Annotated in this window: 15 protein-coding genes and 2 tRNA genes; 13 read left to right on the top strand and 4 right to left on the bottom strand. The window is 48.0% G+C overall.

Annotation, left to right across the window (positions count from 1 at the left end; translation table 11 throughout):
• The first annotated feature begins 44 nt into the window (after window positions 1–44).
• The 5 genes from KZE55_RS06950 (at window position 45) to KZE55_RS06930 (ending at window position 3,376) form a co-directional block, all read left to right on the top strand.
• Window positions 45–653, top strand: coding sequence for a hypothetical protein (locus KZE55_RS06950; protein ID WP_222257926.1), 609 nt, complete (start codon window positions 45–47; stop codon window positions 651–653).
• Between the two features lie 64 nt (window positions 654–717).
• Window positions 718–1,737 carry a ribose utilization transcriptional repressor RbsR gene (rbsR, locus tag KZE55_RS06945; protein ID WP_222257925.1) on the top strand — a complete coding sequence of 340 codons (1,020 nt, stop codon included), beginning with the start codon at window positions 718–720 and terminating at the stop codon, window positions 1,735–1,737.
• 27 nt (window positions 1,738–1,764) lie between these two features.
• Window positions 1,765–2,004 (top strand): hypothetical protein, encoded by a 240-nt coding sequence (locus tag KZE55_RS06940; RefSeq protein ID WP_222257924.1) that lies wholly within the window; start codon window positions 1,765–1,767, stop codon window positions 2,002–2,004.
• Window positions 1,985–2,665, top strand: a complete 681-nt coding sequence (locus tag KZE55_RS06935) for a CPBP family intramembrane glutamic endopeptidase (RefSeq protein ID WP_222257923.1) — start codon at window positions 1,985–1,987, stop codon at window positions 2,663–2,665. The genes KZE55_RS06940 and KZE55_RS06935 overlap by 20 nt, the downstream gene beginning before the upstream one ends.
• 429 nt (window positions 2,666–3,094) lie before the next feature.
• Window positions 3,095–3,376, top strand: a complete 282-nt coding sequence (locus KZE55_RS06930) for a heavy metal-binding domain-containing protein (protein WP_222257922.1) — start codon at window positions 3,095–3,097, stop codon at window positions 3,374–3,376.
• Between the two features lie 48 nt (window positions 3,377–3,424).
• Here KZE55_RS06930 and KZE55_RS06925 read toward each other — a convergent pair whose 3' ends face one another.
• The 3 genes from KZE55_RS06925 to KZE55_RS06915 form a co-directional block, all read right to left on the bottom strand.
• Window positions 3,425–4,141, bottom strand: coding sequence for a potassium channel family protein (locus tag KZE55_RS06925; RefSeq protein ID WP_222257921.1), 717 nt, complete (start codon window positions 4,139–4,141; stop codon window positions 3,425–3,427).
• Between the two features lie 57 nt (window positions 4,142–4,198).
• A tRNA-Leu gene (locus tag KZE55_RS06920) sits at window positions 4,199–4,282 on the bottom strand.
• Window positions 4,283–4,351: 69 nt separating this feature from the next.
• Entirely contained in the window at window positions 4,352–4,687 is a 336-nt protein-coding gene (locus tag KZE55_RS06915; RefSeq protein ID WP_222257920.1) for a hypothetical protein, read from the bottom strand.
• 138 nt (window positions 4,688–4,825) lie between these two features.
• Here KZE55_RS06915 and KZE55_RS06910 point away from each other — a divergent pair, with 138 nt between their 5' ends.
• The 8 genes from KZE55_RS06910 (at window position 4,826) to KZE55_RS06875 (ending at window position 14,956) form a co-directional block, all read left to right on the top strand.
• Window positions 4,826–5,140: a hypothetical protein gene (locus tag KZE55_RS06910; RefSeq protein ID WP_222257919.1), complete on the top strand. Its 315-nt coding sequence runs from the start codon at window positions 4,826–4,828 to the stop codon at window positions 5,138–5,140.
• Between the two features lie 41 nt (window positions 5,141–5,181).
• Window positions 5,182–5,252: transfer RNA gene (locus KZE55_RS06905), tRNA-Gly, on the top strand.
• 449 nt (window positions 5,253–5,701) lie between these two features.
• Window positions 5,702–7,390 (top strand): arginine--tRNA ligase, encoded by a 1,689-nt coding sequence (argS, locus tag KZE55_RS06900; protein ID WP_222257918.1) that lies wholly within the window; start codon window positions 5,702–5,704, stop codon window positions 7,388–7,390.
• Between the two features lie 161 nt (window positions 7,391–7,551).
• Window positions 7,552–9,711: a PBP1A family penicillin-binding protein gene (locus KZE55_RS06895; RefSeq protein ID WP_222257917.1), complete on the top strand. Its 2,160-nt coding sequence runs from the start codon at window positions 7,552–7,554 to the stop codon at window positions 9,709–9,711.
• A 69-nt stretch (window positions 9,712–9,780) separates the two neighbouring features.
• The gene (locus tag KZE55_RS06890) at window positions 9,781–10,149 is read left to right on the top strand and encodes a YlbF family regulator (RefSeq protein ID WP_047768601.1); all 369 of its coding nucleotides are present in this window, start codon (window positions 9,781–9,783) and stop codon (window positions 10,147–10,149) included.
• Window positions 10,150–10,235: 86 nt separating this feature from the next.
• On the top strand, window positions 10,236–11,441 hold the full coding sequence (locus tag KZE55_RS06885; RefSeq protein WP_222257916.1) for a metallophosphoesterase family protein: 1,206 nt from the start codon (window positions 10,236–10,238) through the stop codon (window positions 11,439–11,441).
• On the top strand, window positions 11,431–13,899 hold the full coding sequence (locus KZE55_RS06880; RefSeq protein WP_222257915.1) for an ATP-binding protein: 2,469 nt from the start codon (window positions 11,431–11,433) through the stop codon (window positions 13,897–13,899). Before KZE55_RS06885 ends, KZE55_RS06880 begins: the two co-directional genes overlap by 11 nt.
• Window positions 13,900–14,008: 109 nt before the next feature.
• Window positions 14,009–14,956, top strand: a complete 948-nt coding sequence (locus KZE55_RS06875) for a peptidylprolyl isomerase (RefSeq protein ID WP_222257914.1) — start codon at window positions 14,009–14,011, stop codon at window positions 14,954–14,956.
• A gap of 163 nt (window positions 14,957–15,119) precedes the next feature.
• Here the strand turns inward: KZE55_RS06875 and KZE55_RS06870 are convergent, their stop codons facing one another.
• Window positions 15,120–16,283 carry an RNA-guided endonuclease TnpB family protein gene (locus tag KZE55_RS06870; protein ID WP_222257913.1) on the bottom strand — a complete coding sequence of 388 codons (1,164 nt, stop codon included), beginning with the start codon at window positions 16,281–16,283 and terminating at the stop codon, window positions 15,120–15,122.
• Between the last annotated feature and the right edge of the window lie 255 nt (window positions 16,284–16,538).

Genomic DNA, 16,538 nt, shown 5'->3' with positions numbered 1-16,538 from the left:
AACCCGGAAAATAGAAAGGGATAACGACTATAAGGAAGATAATAATGGCAAAAATGAAACTAAATGAAATTCGTGCTCAGCTGGTTATCGCCCGTCAGCAGGGAACGCTGATTGAGGTCCATAATATTCCAAATGATGACTACTTTAACGTTGGCTTTGTTCTTGCAATTGATTCTTTGTTTTGCCTTTTGATCAGTATTGACTGGGATGGCAAGATCAACGGCCTGATTGCAATTCGTCTCAGCAGTATTGAGTACGTGGCTAAGGGGACGGACTACCTGATGACCATTTCGGAGAAGACCAAGGTTGCTCACCAGTACCATTACTTTGATATTTGGCAGGTGCAAAAGTTCATTGACAATCACCCGGACTATACCAAGGGTGACCTTTTGAACAACGTCTTGAACGATTCATTTACTAACCAGCTACCAGTAGTGATTGGCACCGCAAAGTATAAGGGGGCTGATGACTTTGAAGGAGTGATTGCTAGCCGGGACCGGGTCAAACTGACTCTCCACTACTTTAATGAGCACGACCTTTCTTCAATGTGGACATACGATATTTTACTTGCCCAACTTGACTATGTGCGGGTCCGGGGAACACAGGCGGCAACGACTCGCCAAGTTCTGTATGACATTTTTGATCAACAATAATTTGCATGACTTACAATTTTAGCTTAATATTTTTAATTAAAAAGAACGATGGAAGAGGAAAATAATGAGAAAGAAAGTTACAATTCGTGATATTGCACGAATGGCCGGTGTCTCAGTGACGACTGTCTCACAGGTATTAAACGGTAAGGGGAAGCGGTTTAGTAAAACTACCCGTGAAAAAATTATTAAGCTTCGTGACCAGTACCAATACGTGCCGGACTTTCACGCCCGGAGCTTAATTATGAAAGGAAATATTAACACAATTGGCGTCCTGGTGCCTAACGTCAGTGAGTCCTTTTTCGGGACTTTTGTTGAAGGGGTCCAGCGGGTTGCCCGTCAGGAAAAGCTAATTCCGCTGATCTTCAGTGCTAACCGGGAACCAAAGTTAGAGCAAGAGTACCTGGAGCAGATGGTTGAGCGCTCCATCGACGGCCTCATCATTGCTAGCGCCCGGATGACGACTGAAATGATTAACCAGGCCCTCAGCAACCGAGACATTCCGTATATCTTGTTTGACCGTAATTATGACCAGCAGGGGGCCCGGGTGCTGACGGATGACTACCACGGTGGCCAGTTAGCAGCCCAGCACCTCCTATCCCTTGGACACACTAAGATGTTGTTTTTGGGGGTTAAAAATATCACCGAAAACTTTAAACAACGGATGGCGGGATTCCAGGAGACTATCAATGCCCAGGGAATTGAATTTGATGAGGACCATAACTTGTTGAAGGCCGACCTGAGCAAGGACGGTGGCTACCAAATGGCCCGGCCAGTAATTGAGAGTGGCGCAACCGCTGTTTTTACGGCCAATGACGAAGTTGCCATTGGTCTGATGCGGGGATTGCGGGAACAAGGGGTCCGTGTTCCGGAAGATATTTCTGTCATCGGCTATGATGATATTATTCTGGACGAATATGTTTACCCGCAGTTAACGACGATTCACCAGCCGATTTTTAAGCTGGGAGTCGGGGCCACCAAGATTTTATTAAGCAAGATTAACCATCCGGACGCTGAACCAGAGCGGGTCGAACGTTTTCCAGTTCAACTGGTTATTCGTCAGAGTACCGGTAAGTGCCCGCGGTGATCGTTTAAGTACGAAGGGAGAAATGTTATGAAAGCTGAATACTTAATAAAGGTTATTTTGCCGCCGCTTATTATTTTTACCATCTTAGTTACTTTAACCATTGCCAAGTTAATCTCGGGCTGGCTAATGTATGGACTATGGATTGTTGGCTTCATTGTGGCGAACCTGATTGTTACGCGATTTACTGCTAAGCAAACTTACCAACGGCGCAAGGCAATTCGCTTAAAGGAGGAAAAAAAGCAAGAAGATGAAAATCAAGGAGACTAAACTAGGGAACTTCCTTTACCGGGTGGGCCTTTTTCTTCTCTTTTATGTTCTTATTCAAATACCTCCCATGGCAGTGGCAATTGCTAACCGGCGGCCTGATAACCAGGGGGTCGCAATCGTGATGTCTAGCCTGTTTGTGTTGATCTTTTTGTTCATTATCAACCGGGCTAGCTACGTTTTTCACCGGTACAACCAGCTGCCCCAGAGGACCGGGATCAAGGTTGGTACGATAATCGGTGGCTACCTTGTTGTGGTGGTCGGGATGATGTTTTTCTCCTGGCTCAACGAAGTAATCTTTCACCAGAGCGGGACGGCGAATAACGAGCTAATTCGGCAAATGCTGGACCATAACAGGTTAGTAACCGGTGTATTTGTAATTTCTTCCTTTACCCTGACCCCGGTTGCCGAAGAGTTGATTTTCCGGGGGCTCTTAACCAATCTTTTCTTCAAGCCAGCGCGCTTTTGGCCTAAAGTTATTTTATCCGGGATTGCTTTCTCATCAGCCCACGCCAGCACAACAATCGTGAGTTTTTTTCTCTACTGTTTTATGGGGATGGTGCTGGCGTACGTTTACCGGAAGACGGGAAATATCAAGAATAGTATGTTGATTCACGCCCTGAATAATGCGGTAGCTATCGCTGCTTTGATGCATTCAATTTAGTTTAAAATATGGTTGCAACCGCTTACAAGTAGTGGTATATTAAAAGTGTGGAAGGAAAGAAGAAAAGAGATCATGATTCGTCATGAAGATCTCCCACGATGTAAGGAGCCGAAGGACATAAGGAGTAGGCAGAAGCAACGTAAGAGTGACCCATAGTATTGGTAAAGTTTATGAAGTGAGTCAGGTCACCGGGGTGCGCTTTACTCATGGTATACAAAATGCGACTTTGCGGAAGTTAGAATCAAAATGTTAGGTAATTAATCAGTTCCAGAGCAAAGTGGCGAGATTCCTTCCGTATAGCCAGGGGATATATTCCCTGTGCACAAAGTCCCCAGGATTTGGATTAACCAAGTTCTGGGGGCTATTTGTTTGGTCAATAAAGAGAAAAATCTTGTTATACTTAACGACAGGAAGGGGGGATAGGGTCGAGTGTTTTTATCAACAGAGAATTATCCGCAAGCGCACCGCATCTTAGGCGTTGTCAACGCAACGGGTCACTTGATGTTGACCAGTGACGCAATTGATGCTTTTGAATCTATGGACCAGCTCTTTGATGAGGTCAAGGAGAAGATGAAGGAACGGGCCGAAGCAAAGGGAGCTGACGGAATCGTTAATATTCGTTTTAATACGAATATTGCTAACGTACAAGTGGCACCGCGCTTTTTAGTGTTGACCGGTTACGGGACAATGATTCAACGGGTTAAAGCATAAAATAATAGGCCTTTAGGAGGGTGATCAATCCCCTAAAGGCCTATTATTTTATTTATTGCGTTCTTCTTCCAAAAGTTTCCGGACTTCAGCTTGGAGCTCCCGGTTTGATTTTTCGAGGTCGCTTAGTTTGTTTAAGACGGTTGCCATCCGGTCGTTGGTGTGGTCCTGGATGAAGAAATTAGTCAGGGAGCTAGTAAGAACCCCGACAAAGCCGATTCCAATCACCATTAACAGGATTGCAGCAAGCTTGCCGAGAAAGGTGTGGGGTGAAATATCCCCGTAACCAATCGTGGTAGCAGTTGCGATGGCCCACCATAGTGATTCGCCGTAAGGAACACGCTCACTGATTGAGTACATCGAAGCACTGACAATCAAAATAGCGATACTGGTGTAGATGATGTATATCAAGCCGTTAATCTTTAGCAACCGGTTTAGCTTACCGGTAAGCCCGATTAGGCGGACAAGGCGGAAGACAACGACGAGTCGTCCAATGCGGTCAAACCGGAAGAGGTTGAAGGAGGCACTGACCGGGATGATAGATAGGAGGTCAAAAATGTTTTCCTTAAAGAATTTTTTCTTATCTTTGGCAAGGAAGAGACGGGTAAAGTAATCAATGGTAAAGATGATTAAGATGGCGTTGTTCAACAGTTCAGGGTAGCCATGGTTGATATCAATGACCGACCCGTAACTAAGGACGATTAGGATAATCGAAATGATGGCGAGCACCGCCATAAATACTTCATAAATTTTCTGATTAGTTTTCATTATTTCCCCCACGTACGAAAAAAGCCCGGCAGAATAATATCTACCGGACTTATCTGATGCCCCAAACAGGATTCGAACCTGTACATGGAAACCCATACAACGACCTGAACGTTGCGCGTCTGCCAATTCCGCCACTGGGGCATTGCTATTTGTCTCTATCAAACAACAATAATTATTATACTGGTTTTTTATCAGAATGCAAGCTTTTATTTAAAATAAAGCAATAATAATTATCAAAGTGATGACTAACGCCATCGTAACAATGAAAGCTTGAAGGGGGTTACCAAATGTTTCCCGCTTAAGCCGGAAGGCATTTTCCATCAGGATGTGAACTGCCACTAGGTATAGTAGCCAGATAATGTGCCAGACAATGTTAGCAGGGAAAACGATAATAAATTGGATAACGGCTAGGGTTAAGAGAATGAAGAAGGTAATCCGGGCAATCCCTAACCAGTCCGAGACATGTTTTTCCTTTTTAGAATGGTTACCAAAAATGTTGGTAAACAAAAGAATCAGGACGATAAATTCCCAAAACAGCTTGAGCATTTCGCTGTCCCCCCTTTCTGCTATGATTTTATCATAATTATGTACAATGACCAATTTGCTTTTGACTTGAAAAAAAGCCGAAAAAAGAGTAAAGTGTTTCCTGTTATCCTATTGGAAATAGTAGCGAGGTGAAAACGAGTGGCTGATTTTGAAATTGGTGATGTGGTTGGCTGCAAGAAGTTTGGGTCAATGGATCACGACTTCCAAGGTGTAGTTGAAAAGGTCTACAACAATTCAATCATGGTTTCCATCAACGACTTTGATCCAGCTGACAGGAGTGGTGTCAACGAGCTTAATGGCCGGGCAGTTATTCGCCAAAGTGAAGCAAAAATGATCAAGGCTGTTCCACGAGAAGAAAAAGACGATGATGATGCGGACGAAAAGAAGACGGCCAAGAAAAAGCCAGCAAAAAGTCGGAAAAAAGTGACAAAAAAGGCTGACAAAAAGAAATAAAAGGTATATACTAACTTAGTGTTATCAATTAAGTTAGTTATGCGGGTATAGTTTAGTGGTAAAACTTAACCTTCCCAAGGTTGCGTCGCGAGTTCGATTCTCGTTACCCGCTTATAGGAAAGAGACTAATGAGAGAATAAAGTTTTCTCATTAGTCTCTTTTATTTCTCCAAATATTACACAGTAATCACGGGAAAGCCACCGGCTAGTGTCTAGTGCCGCGAAACAAGCCCTTTGACCTAACAATCGCCCTATACTAACCAAAAACGCACGCTGATGCTTTTTCCCAACTTATTTCATTCCACTTAACTTGTAATTAAGGAGGATTTTGCTATAATATGTGATTGTGAAACTGCGTTGAGTAGTAGCTAACAGTCAGGAAAAGCGATTCTAAGTTGGTGGAAGTTAGGAGCTGGTGGTTAGTGAAGGCGTGCAAAGCAGGATTGATTTAATATAAGTAATAATGAGTGGAAACCAATTTCAATTAGAGTGGTACCGCGGGAATTCTCGTCTCTAGTATTTTTAGTAATACTGGAGACTTTTTATTAAGGAGGACGTACAGATGGATGAAAAGCAACAAGTAGCAACAGCGGTTGCGGCAGCGCTGCCAGACCTGTCACTTGACGAGATTGCGGATAAAATTGAACGACCAAAGGATGCCAACAACGGGGACTATGCCTTTCCCACCTTCTTTTTAGCCAAGGCCTTGCATAAGGCACCGCAGATGATTGCGGCTAACCTGGTTAAAAAGATTGACCAAACGGGCTTTGAAAAGGTCGTCGTTGCCGGTCCGTACATTAACTTCTTCCTGGATAAGGCCCAGGTAGGGGCCGAGATCATTAAGGCTATCCTTGCTGACCCGGAAGGTTACGGTAAGAAGGACTTGGGTCACCAAGCCAACGTGGTAATTGATTACTCCTCACCAAACATTGCCAAGCCAATGGGGATGGGGCACCTGCGCTCCACAATGATTGGGGAAGCCGTTGCCCGGATTTTGGAAAAGGAAAATTACACCCTGATTCGGGTTGACTACCTTGGTGACTGGGGCACCCAGTTCGGTAAGCTGATGGCCGCATACGAGATGTGGGGAAGTGAAGAAGAGGTCAAAAAGGACCCAATTAACACCTTACTGAAGTACTATGTCCGAATCAACACTGAAGCGGACGAGCACCCTGAATACACTGAACTCGGCCGGGAATGGTTTGCCAAGCTGGAACATGGTGATAAGGAAGCCTGGCGCTTATGGCACTGGTTCCGTGAAATCTCAATCGAACGGTTCCAAAAGGTTTACGACATGCTGGATGTTCACTTTGACTCCTTCCACGGGGAAGCCTTCAGTGCCCAAAAGATGGACGCCCCAATCCAACTGTTGAAAAATAAGCACCTCCTGAAGCCCAGCCGGGGTGCCCAAATTGTTGACCTGGATGCTTACAAATTGACCCCACCGCTGATTATTAAGAGTAACGGAACGACCACTTACATTACTCGTGACCTGGCAACCGCATTGTTTAGAAAGCGGATGTACGGCCATGCCAAGTCCCTTTACGTGGTTGGTGCCGAACAGGAAAACTACTACAAGCAGTTAAAGGCCGTCCTAAAGGAAATGGGCTTCACTTGGTGGAACCAGCTGGAGCACATCTCCTTCGGTCTGATGAATTTGAATGGTAAGAAGATGTCAACGCGGAAGGGGAACGTGGTTGACCTCGAAGACGTGCTGAACGATTCAATCAAACTCGCTCGTCAACAGATTGCTGAAAAGAACCCAACCCTGAAGAACGCGGACGAAGTTGCCAAGCAGGTTGGTGTCGGTGCGGTTATTTTCCACGACTTGAAGAATGACCGGCGGAACGCGGTTAATTTTAAACTGGAAGACGTCGTTAAGTTTGAAGGGGAAACTGGTCCGTACGTTCAGTATGCCCGTGCCCGGGCCGAGAGCATTCTACGCAAGGGTGGCATTCGGGACTTCAGTAACGTTGACCTGACCAAGATTGGTGACTCTGCTTGGGATATTCTCAGCTTCCTTAGTCAATACAGTAACGCTGTTGAACGGGCTGCCGTTAACTACGACCCGTCGGTGGTGGCCAAGTACGCCTTGGAACTTTCCAAAAAGTTCAACCAGTACTACGCCCACAACCGGATTTTACATGATGACGATGAACAACCTGCCCGGCTCGCCCTGGTACAAGCAGTTAGCCATATCTTAAAGGACGCCTTGGCAATGCTCGACATTAAGGCTCCCGATGAAATGTAAATCATAATCAAACAAAATATTAAAGGTTGGAAAATTCTCCAGCCTTTTTATTTTGTCGTAAAAATTAAAGCCTTGCTAAAGGATTACTTTGGCCCGGCCTTCTGACAAAAAAGTATGCTAAAATAACAGGCAGTCTAAAAACGAACAAATGGAGATCGGAAATGAAACGCGAACCACAACCTAATTCAACTAAGGAGCGCATCACTGCGTGGTTAAAAGAAGTTGGTAGGAAGATGCGCAAGGAGTTAAACGTTTTCTGGCAGCTAGTGAAGAAAAATGTCAGTCGTTTTTGGCACCGGTACCAGATTACCCGTTGGCTGATTATCGTCTTTTTGAGTATTTTTCTGATTGCAAGCATTCACCTGACTTTCATTGCTAAGACGGCGAATGTCAAAAATTTGCAGAATCGGCTATCACGCCCCACGATGATCTACGATAATAAGAAACAGTCGGCTGGTAGCCTTTATTCGCAAAAAGGGACCTATGTCAAGCTGGATAAAATTTCAGCAAACGTTCCGGCCGCGGTTTTGTCGACAGAAGACCGGAATTTTTACCATGAGCACGGTTTTTCCATTAGGGGCCTTGGCAGGGCTGCCTTTTTGCTGGTAAAGAATAAGCTCCTCCACCGGGACTACATTTCTGGTGGGGGTAGTACCTTGACCCAGCAGTTGGTCAAGAATGCCTTTTTGACCCAGCAACAGACTTTCTCACGGAAGGCACGGGAAATCTTCATTGCAGTGGAAGTGGAGAACCAGTATTCGAAGAACCAGATCCTGACGATGTACCTAAACAACGCCTACTTTGGTCACGGGGTCTGGGGAATCCAGGATGCCGCCCGGCGCTACTTCGACGTGAACGCCAGTCAACTGACCGTTCCCCAAGCGGCTATGTTGGCGGGAATGCTGACGTCGCCAGGGATCTATGACCCGATTGAACACCCAAAGGCAACGCTTCAACGGCGGAACCTGGTTCTCCAATTAATGGTCGAAAATAATAAGTTAAGTCAATCAGCGGCCAACAGTTACAAGAAGACCCCGCTGGGAATCAACAGTGGTTACGTTGCCAACGACAGCTATAAGTACCCTTACTTTTTTGATGCGGTGATCTTCGAGGCAGAGAGCCACTATAACTTGTCGGAAAAGTCAATCATGAATGACGGCTATAAGATCTACACCACCCTCGACCAGGGACAGCAGGAATCAATGCAGGACACTTATCAAGATGACGATAACTTCCCTACCAATTCAAGTGACGGGACAATGGTCCAATCTGCTTCGGTTGCAATGAACCCGAAGACAGGGGGCATAACGGCGGTTGTTGGGGGCCGGGGTAAGCACGTTTTCCGTGGCTTTAACCGGGCAACCCAGATGCGGCGGCAGCCTGGGTCGACGATCAAGCCAATCGTGGTTTACACGCCTGCTTTGGAGCACGGTTACTTCTATGATTCAACCTTGCAGGACAAGAAGCAGTCGTACGGGACAAACAACTACACGCCAAAGAACTATGACGATACTTATAGCGGTAGTGTGCCAATGTACAAGGCCCTGTACGAAAGTTTGAACGCCCCTGCTGTTTGGCTCCTCAACAAGATTGGGGTCAACCAGGGTTACAAGATGGCGCAAAAGTTTGGCCTGCCGGTTGAAAAGGGCGACCGGAACCTGGCTTTGGCCCTCGGTGGAATGACGAAGGGGGTCTCTCCCCAACAAATGGCCCGGGCGTACGCTACCTTTGATAACGACGGGCAGATGCCGACCCCATACTACATCACCAAGATTGAGGATGCCTCGGGGAAGGTGATTGCCCAGAACAAGGGCTCTAAGGTCAAACACGTCATTTCCAGCAAGACCGCTAAGGAAATGACCAGTATGATGATTGGCGTCTACGAGCACGGGACCGGTGAAACGGCCAAGCCGAGTGGCTACACCCTGGCCGGGAAGACCGGGACGACCAATTCCGGTGTCAAGGGCGATGAGTCCAACGACCGTGATAAGTGGATCGTTGGTTACACTCCCGACGTTGTGGTCGCCACCTGGGAAGGGTATGACGACACGAATTCCAGCCATGTCCTCCAGGATATTTCTGAGCACAACATCAACAGCCTCTTCAAGACCGAAATGACGGGGATTCTGCCGAATACGCCGGGGACTAAGTTTACGGTTGAGGATGCCCAGACGCGGGCCAACAAACGCTTGAAGAAGCCGTCCGGTTGGAAGTCGCTTTTTGACAACGGCAGTGACCTCACCGACCGCTTTAACCAGACGGTCAACGACTTCAGTGACCGGGCCAATAAGATCTGGGACAGTGTTAAGTCCCTCTTCTAGTCCCCTTTTAATCGGGAAGGCAAACATGATACAATTTGTAGTAAATAATCAAAAAGGAGTTTTTTTACAATGGTTGTAAATATTTACGATTCAGCAAACGAAATGAGTCGTCAACTTGTTGATACCCAGGAATACCAAGGTTTAAAGAAGGCCCTGGACGAATTAAAGGCCGACACGGAAGCATTTAATTCCTTCAAGAAGTTCCAACAAATGCAGGCGGGCGCCCAACAAAAGCAAATGAAGGGTGAGAAGCCTTCCGATGACGAAATCAAGGCAATCCAAACCCTGGCTAAGGAAATCAGCGGTAAAAAGGCCGTTCAAAACCTGATGAACCAAGAACGTCAAGTCGACCAAATGCTGCAACAACTGAACAAGACGATTACCAGTCCTATCCAAGACCTCTACAGTGACTTAATGCCTGACCAAAACAAGCAGTAAGCACTATTTCTTGGTAAATGATAAGTGGCCTCCACTATTCGGTTTGATCCGGATGCTGGGGGCCATTCCTGTAAGAAGGGGAGTTTATGAAATTTATCCACACTGCAGATTTACACTTGGCGAGTCCGTTCCAGGGGCTAACAGACATTCCGCACCAACTCTGGCAACGGGTTCACGCGGCAACTTTCGCGGCTTTTAAGAAGATCGTGACCGCCGCAATTGATGAGGACGTTGACTTTATGCTAATTGTCGGCGACGTCTTTGACCGCGAGCAAAAGAGCATCGCGGCGATTGACTTCTTCGTGGCCCAGCTGCAACGCCTAGCGGCGGCGGGCATTCCCGTTTTCCTGTCCTATGGGAACCACGACTTTAATACTGGGACGGACCAACAGATTGATTTGCCCGCCAACGTCCGCGTCTTCGGCCCCACCGTTAGCACTAAGCACCTGACCCTGAGCGACGGGACCAGCGTTGCCATCACCGGCTTTAGCTATGCTCAGCGGTGGGTTGATGAGGATTTTGCCGCCAGCTTTCCCGTCAAGAAAAGTACGGACTGGCAAATTGGGATGCTGCATGGTGCCCAGTACCAGGCCGGTGGCAGTAACCACTACGCCCCCTTCACGCTTGACGAACTCCGTGCTAAGCATTATGACTACTGGGCGTTGGGCCATATCCACAAGCACCAGCTTTTAAACGCCCAGCCGCCAATTGTTTACAGTGGCATCCCCCAGGGGCGGCACAAGAACGAGGGTGGCCAGCATGGCTACTACCTGGTGGAAAGTCGTGGTCACCAACTGGTACCGGCCTTTAAGCCCCTCGACGGAATCGCCTGGGCTAAGGCGGGGGTTGACCTTTCGTCGGTTACCAACCCGCAGGCACTCGCAGAGGCGGTTACCCAGGCGGGCACCAAGCTAACAGAAAATAGCTTGACCCTTGTGGCCTTTCAGCTCGAAAACACGGACCAGCTATCGCCGGAATGCCGGACAATGCTCCGTGATGGGACCCTCCTTAACCACCTCCAGGATCAACTTACCCGCCAGAACCAGATAAAGTGGTGGCCCTATGAGTTATCCATAGCGCCAACCACTGCTCTTCCGAAGTTAACGGACCTGGACCAGCGTTTCTGGACGGACGCGCAAAAGGCGGTCTTTACACCAGAGAACATTGCCCGCGTCGCCCAGCCCCTACTCCGCCAGGATGTTTTATTTGACCAGTTAGGGGCGGAACTTACCCCGGAGAAACTTTATCAACTCGCCAAGCAGGTGTTAGGGGGGATCAACAGTGAAAATTAAGAGTGCCCACATTGACGGCTTTGGAAAGTGGCACGACCAGGACTTTGATTTTTCTGCCAGTCCCCAGGTAATCTTTGGCAGTAACGAGGCTGGAAAAACTACTCTGGCGACCTTTATCCGGAGCATCCTGTTTGGCTTTGCGAACGCGAAGGGGAAGAACCGCTACCAGCAGTACAAGCCACGGGCGACTAGCACTTATGGAGGAAGCATTCTCGTGGAGGATCACGGGACCCTGTACCGCATTCGGCGGACGGCCGGCAAGGGTGGTGGCCTGGTGACGGTGACCGACATGGACGGTCACCGCTTTGGCGAAGACAAGCTGGCTAAAATGCTTGCCAACGTCGACCAGGACTTGTATCAAGCAGTTTTTAGCTTTAATCAGGAGAAACTGGCAAATATTAAGGACCTTAATCCCGACGAGGTTCACCACCAGCTTAAACAGGTCGGGGCAGTCGGCAGCCGGCAGTGGGACCAACTAATTGCCAGCCTGGTTAAGCGTGGGGATGAACTTTACAAGCCTCGGGGCCGCAAGCCACAGTTAAACCGCCACCTGGATGAGTACCGGCGACTTACCCAACAGGTAGCACAGGCAAATCGTAAGTATGACCAGTACGTGGCCGCTAATCGGGACCAGCAGCGACAAAAAGCAGCGGTCCAAAAGTGGCAACAAGAAGAGACGGATTTAACCGCCCAGGTCAACCGGCTAGACCAGCTAAGCCGTCTGTGGCCAATCTATGATGCCTGGAAGAAGGGGCAGCCACAGGCAGCAATGAATAATGGAGTTGCTCCAGACGATGTTGAGCAGGTTAACCAACTACGGGGTCAGTTTAATGGCTTAACGGCCCAACTGGGAACCCTGAGGGATGAAAGTGCCCGCCTGCAAAAAGATGTCACGCAATTTGACCAAGACGAGCTAGCGGACTACCATCAGCACCGCTACGACTACCAGCGACTCCAGACGGCCCTGCTCCAGCTCCAGTCACGCGATGACCAGTACCACCAGCAGCAGGGACGGATTGAACAGCTGTTTGCGGAGCGCAACCGTCTCCAAAGACGTTACGGTCACCAGTTACCAAAGCCGCTGTCCGAACAAGAAACCGTGACGCTTCAGAGCCTTTTAGGCGACTACCCGGTGTCCGCAACAAGAAACCGGCGGATGTCTGCATGGCTTTTGGGCCTCGGTGCCGCCTTGTTTATCCTGGGAATGTTCGGTCACCATGGGGTGGTCATGCTGATGGGGCTGATTGTCCTGGCGGCTACCGGGGCATGGCTTTATAAGGCAAATAATGAAGCCAGCCGGTCCACCAATCACCAACAAGCATCCTTACAACGCTTTGGCCGCCTCCACGGACTGACCAATTTTCCGGTCAGTGAATGGTTGCCAATGCAAGCTGACTTATACCGGGTTGCGGAACTGGACCAGCAGATTGCCAATTCACAGGCAACGGCCGACGAGATTAAGACGCGGTTGGCGGAACTGCAGCGGCGGTTGACGGGTAAGGCAAGTGGCCAGACGCCGGCAGAATTAAGCCAGCATTTTAATGACTGGCTAAGCGGCCGGGCCAGTGACTATCAGGAATGGCAACGGGTCACCCGGCAATTGGAAAACAGCCAGCAGCGGGAAGCCGCGGTGCGGGCCCAGCAGGACAAAATTACTGACCAGCTCAAGCAAATTTACCGCCGGGCCCAAACAAGTAGTGCGGATGACTTCGACCGCCTGGTCAGCCAGCAGGCCGGTCAGCAGGCCCGCCGTATTACGACCAGCGCATACGGTCAGCAATTAACGGCTGCGGATAAGGCGGCGCTGGCCCGCTTCGACAGTGAAGAAAGCCTGCGTGGCCGGCAGCAGCGGTTGGCCCATCACTTAACCGAAGTTCGTGCCCACCTGCACGGGGCAAGGGAACAGATCCAGCGGGACCAGTTCACCATCAAAAACTTGGCGGCCGATGGAACTCCCGATGAATTGGCCCAACGCCAGGCTAGTTTAAAGGCCAAGATTATCCAGGAGGCCCAGCAATGGATGAGCTACCAGCTGGCAATTCAATGGATTGACCGGGCCCTGTCTTTGGCCTCTGTCGACCGCTACCCGGCGGTTATTAAGGCGGCGGAAAAGAACTTTGCCATCTTAACGGGCGGCCATTACCAAAAAATTGCCTTAACAACCAAGGAAGTCCGGGTACTGGATGACCAGCAAGAATGGTATGCGGTTGGTGAACTGTCGACCGGGACGGCGGAACAGTTATTCGTTGCCCTCCGCCTGGGTTTCATCAGTGTAATGAGTGACCGGCTGCGGTTACCAATTATCATTGATGATGGCTTTGTTAACTTTGACCACCAGCGTCGCCAGCGGGTGATCGAACTTCTCAATGCTCTGGCGGTAAGGAACCAGGTCTTGTACTTTACCGCCAACGACCAGGCGCGAAAGCTTCCCGGCGTCTTGGACCTCGATCGTGAATAATTTATGAAGATCGGTTAAACTTTTTATTGCATACCGTCCGTTTGCCATCAATTGTGGTATATTTGATGGGTGAACTTTTCGAAATAAATAAATTAAGGGATGTGTTTTTTTGAAATCGAAGAAGTTAATTGCGATTATTGCGGGGGCGGCATTGATGCTGCCATTAGCTGCATGTGGTAACAAGGCGGTCGCAACCACTAGTGGTGGGAAGATCACCGAGAGTCAGTACTACAGCAGCATGAAGCAGACCAGCAATGGGAAGCAGGTCCTTCAACAAATGATTCTGGACAAGGTCCTGCAAAAGGAATACGGCAAGCAAGTTTCCGACAAGCAGGTCAATGCCGAATACAACACGTACAAGAACCAGTACGGGCAAAACTTCAGTGCCTACCTCCAACAAAACGGGATGACGGAAAAGTCCTTCAAGCAGCAGATTCGTTCTAACCTGTTGCTCCAAGCCGCAGTTAAGGACTACTCCCACATTACCAACAAGCAGATTAACAAGCAGTGGAAGAAGTACCAGCCAAAGGTACAAACTGCGGAAATCCTGGTCGGCAGCAAGGAAGAGGCCCAAAGCATCATCAGCCGGCTTGACAGCTCCAGCAATAAGTACAAGACCTTCAAGAAGCTTGCCAAGTCGCAATCGACCGACACCTCAAACAAGGATGCCGGTGGACGGGTGCCAGCCTTTGATAACACTGACAACCAGCTCGATTCGGCTTACAAGAAGGCGGCCTTTAAGCTGAAGACGGGTGAATACACGTCCACGCCAGTCAAGACTGATGACGGTTACCAAGTAATCTACATGATTGAACACCCGGCCAAGGGTAAGAAGAGTCAACACATCGCTGACTTGCGGAACCAGATTGTCCAAGAAAACATGAACAACCGGACCTTCTTACACAAGGTTGTCTCCAACGTCCTGAAGAAGGGGAACGTTTCAATCAAGGATAACGACGAGAAGAACATCCTGGATGACTACTTGAACACGAATAGCACAAACAGTGGTTCATTAGGGAACAACTCTAACAACGGTTCTTCGAGTTCTAATAACTAATTTTTGAGGTGGGAAAATGACTTTAGTTTTCTCGCTTTAGATGGGTGAACTACTCGGCCATTAATGACCGCGCTTCTGGGAACATGAAGTAGTATTTAGGATATTATACCTGTATTCAAGCTACCTAACTTACAGAACTCCACTCTTTTACCATGGCTAGTCCCTAGCCAATAGCTTTTAATCCTTGATGTAAGATATTAACTGCCGCATTAATATCGCGATCGTGATGAGTACCGCAGTTTGGGCACGTCCATTGACGAACCTCGAGTGGTTTAGGACCACTATGATAGTTACAGTGGCTACAAATTTGGCTGGTATAGTTCGGTTTAACAGTTACTAATTTCTTACCATACCAGGCACATTTATATGCCAACATGGTCCGGAACTGATACCAACTAGCATTCGTAATGGTCTTAGCTAGGCAGTGATTTTCCTGAAGGTTTTTGGCTTTCAAATCTTCAATGACAATTATGTCGTACTGTTTAACCAAGGTCGTTGTTAGTTTATGCAAATAGTCTTTGCGCTGGTTCGCTACCTTAGCTTGGTAACGGGCCTTTTGTTGTTGTGCTCGTTGCCAGTTTTGGTAATCACCCAGTTCCTTCTTGATGGTTTTGTGGTTATGGTTCCATTGACAGACGGTAACCGTCGCCTGATGTTTCCGCTTGGCATACTTACTTTGCCACTTAGCTGCTTGCTTTTCTGCCCATTTAGCATTAAAAGTTCCGTACTTAATCCCATCAGAACTAATGGCTAAATCGGCAATGCCAACATCTATCCCGACTGCTTTTCCCGTCTTCCTTAAGTGTTCGGGAGCCTTAACCGCCACTTGTAATGACAGATAGTAACGGCCGGTGGGCTCAAGGCAAACCGTATAGCACTTAATCTTGCCATTAGCTAACAATGTTGTTTTACTGGTCCGAATGCTGCCCAGCTTAGGCAACTTAACCCGCCGTTTAGCAAGGACCCGACAAACTGACCGCCCAGTATAAGCTTGGCGAATAGCGCGACGTGATTTAAAACGTGGGTAACCGCCTTGGCGTTTAAATAACATCTTAAAGGCTTGGGCGAGATTATGATTGACGACGAGGAAGCTAGTTGAGTCACTCGCCCTAAAGAATGGGTATTCCTGCTTAAGCCTCTTCAGTAGATAATTCATCCCGTATTCATTGACGAAGTAACTGCTGGGATTATTCTGATACCGCTCCTTGGCCATCGCCAACATTTGGTTCCAAACGAAGCGATTGTTACCAAACATTTGCCACAATTGTTCCCTTTGCTGGACATTAGGATATAGGCGAAGTTTGATCCCCCTTATAATTTGCGCCATTTTCACCACAATCTTTCATCATCGGCCAGTCAACAAAGCTAATTAATGCCTGAAACTCTTTGTTAAGAAGAATTTATATCATATCTCGAAACATGTGTTCGATTAAAAGGTTAAAAAATGGGCAAGGAAACACGTCCTTAAAAGAACGTGTTTCCTTGCCCGTTTTCAAAAATCCGCATTGCGTTTTTAAAAGGCGCAGTGCGGATTTTTTGTGTACTTGACATGAATATGGCGCTGGATAATGACATGGATACA

The organism is Limosilactobacillus panis, assembly GCF_019797825.1.
In the GTDB taxonomy this organism is placed as follows: domain Bacteria; phylum Bacillota; class Bacilli; order Lactobacillales; family Lactobacillaceae; genus Limosilactobacillus; species Limosilactobacillus panis_A.
This window is presented reverse-complemented; position numbering and strand designations above follow the sequence as displayed.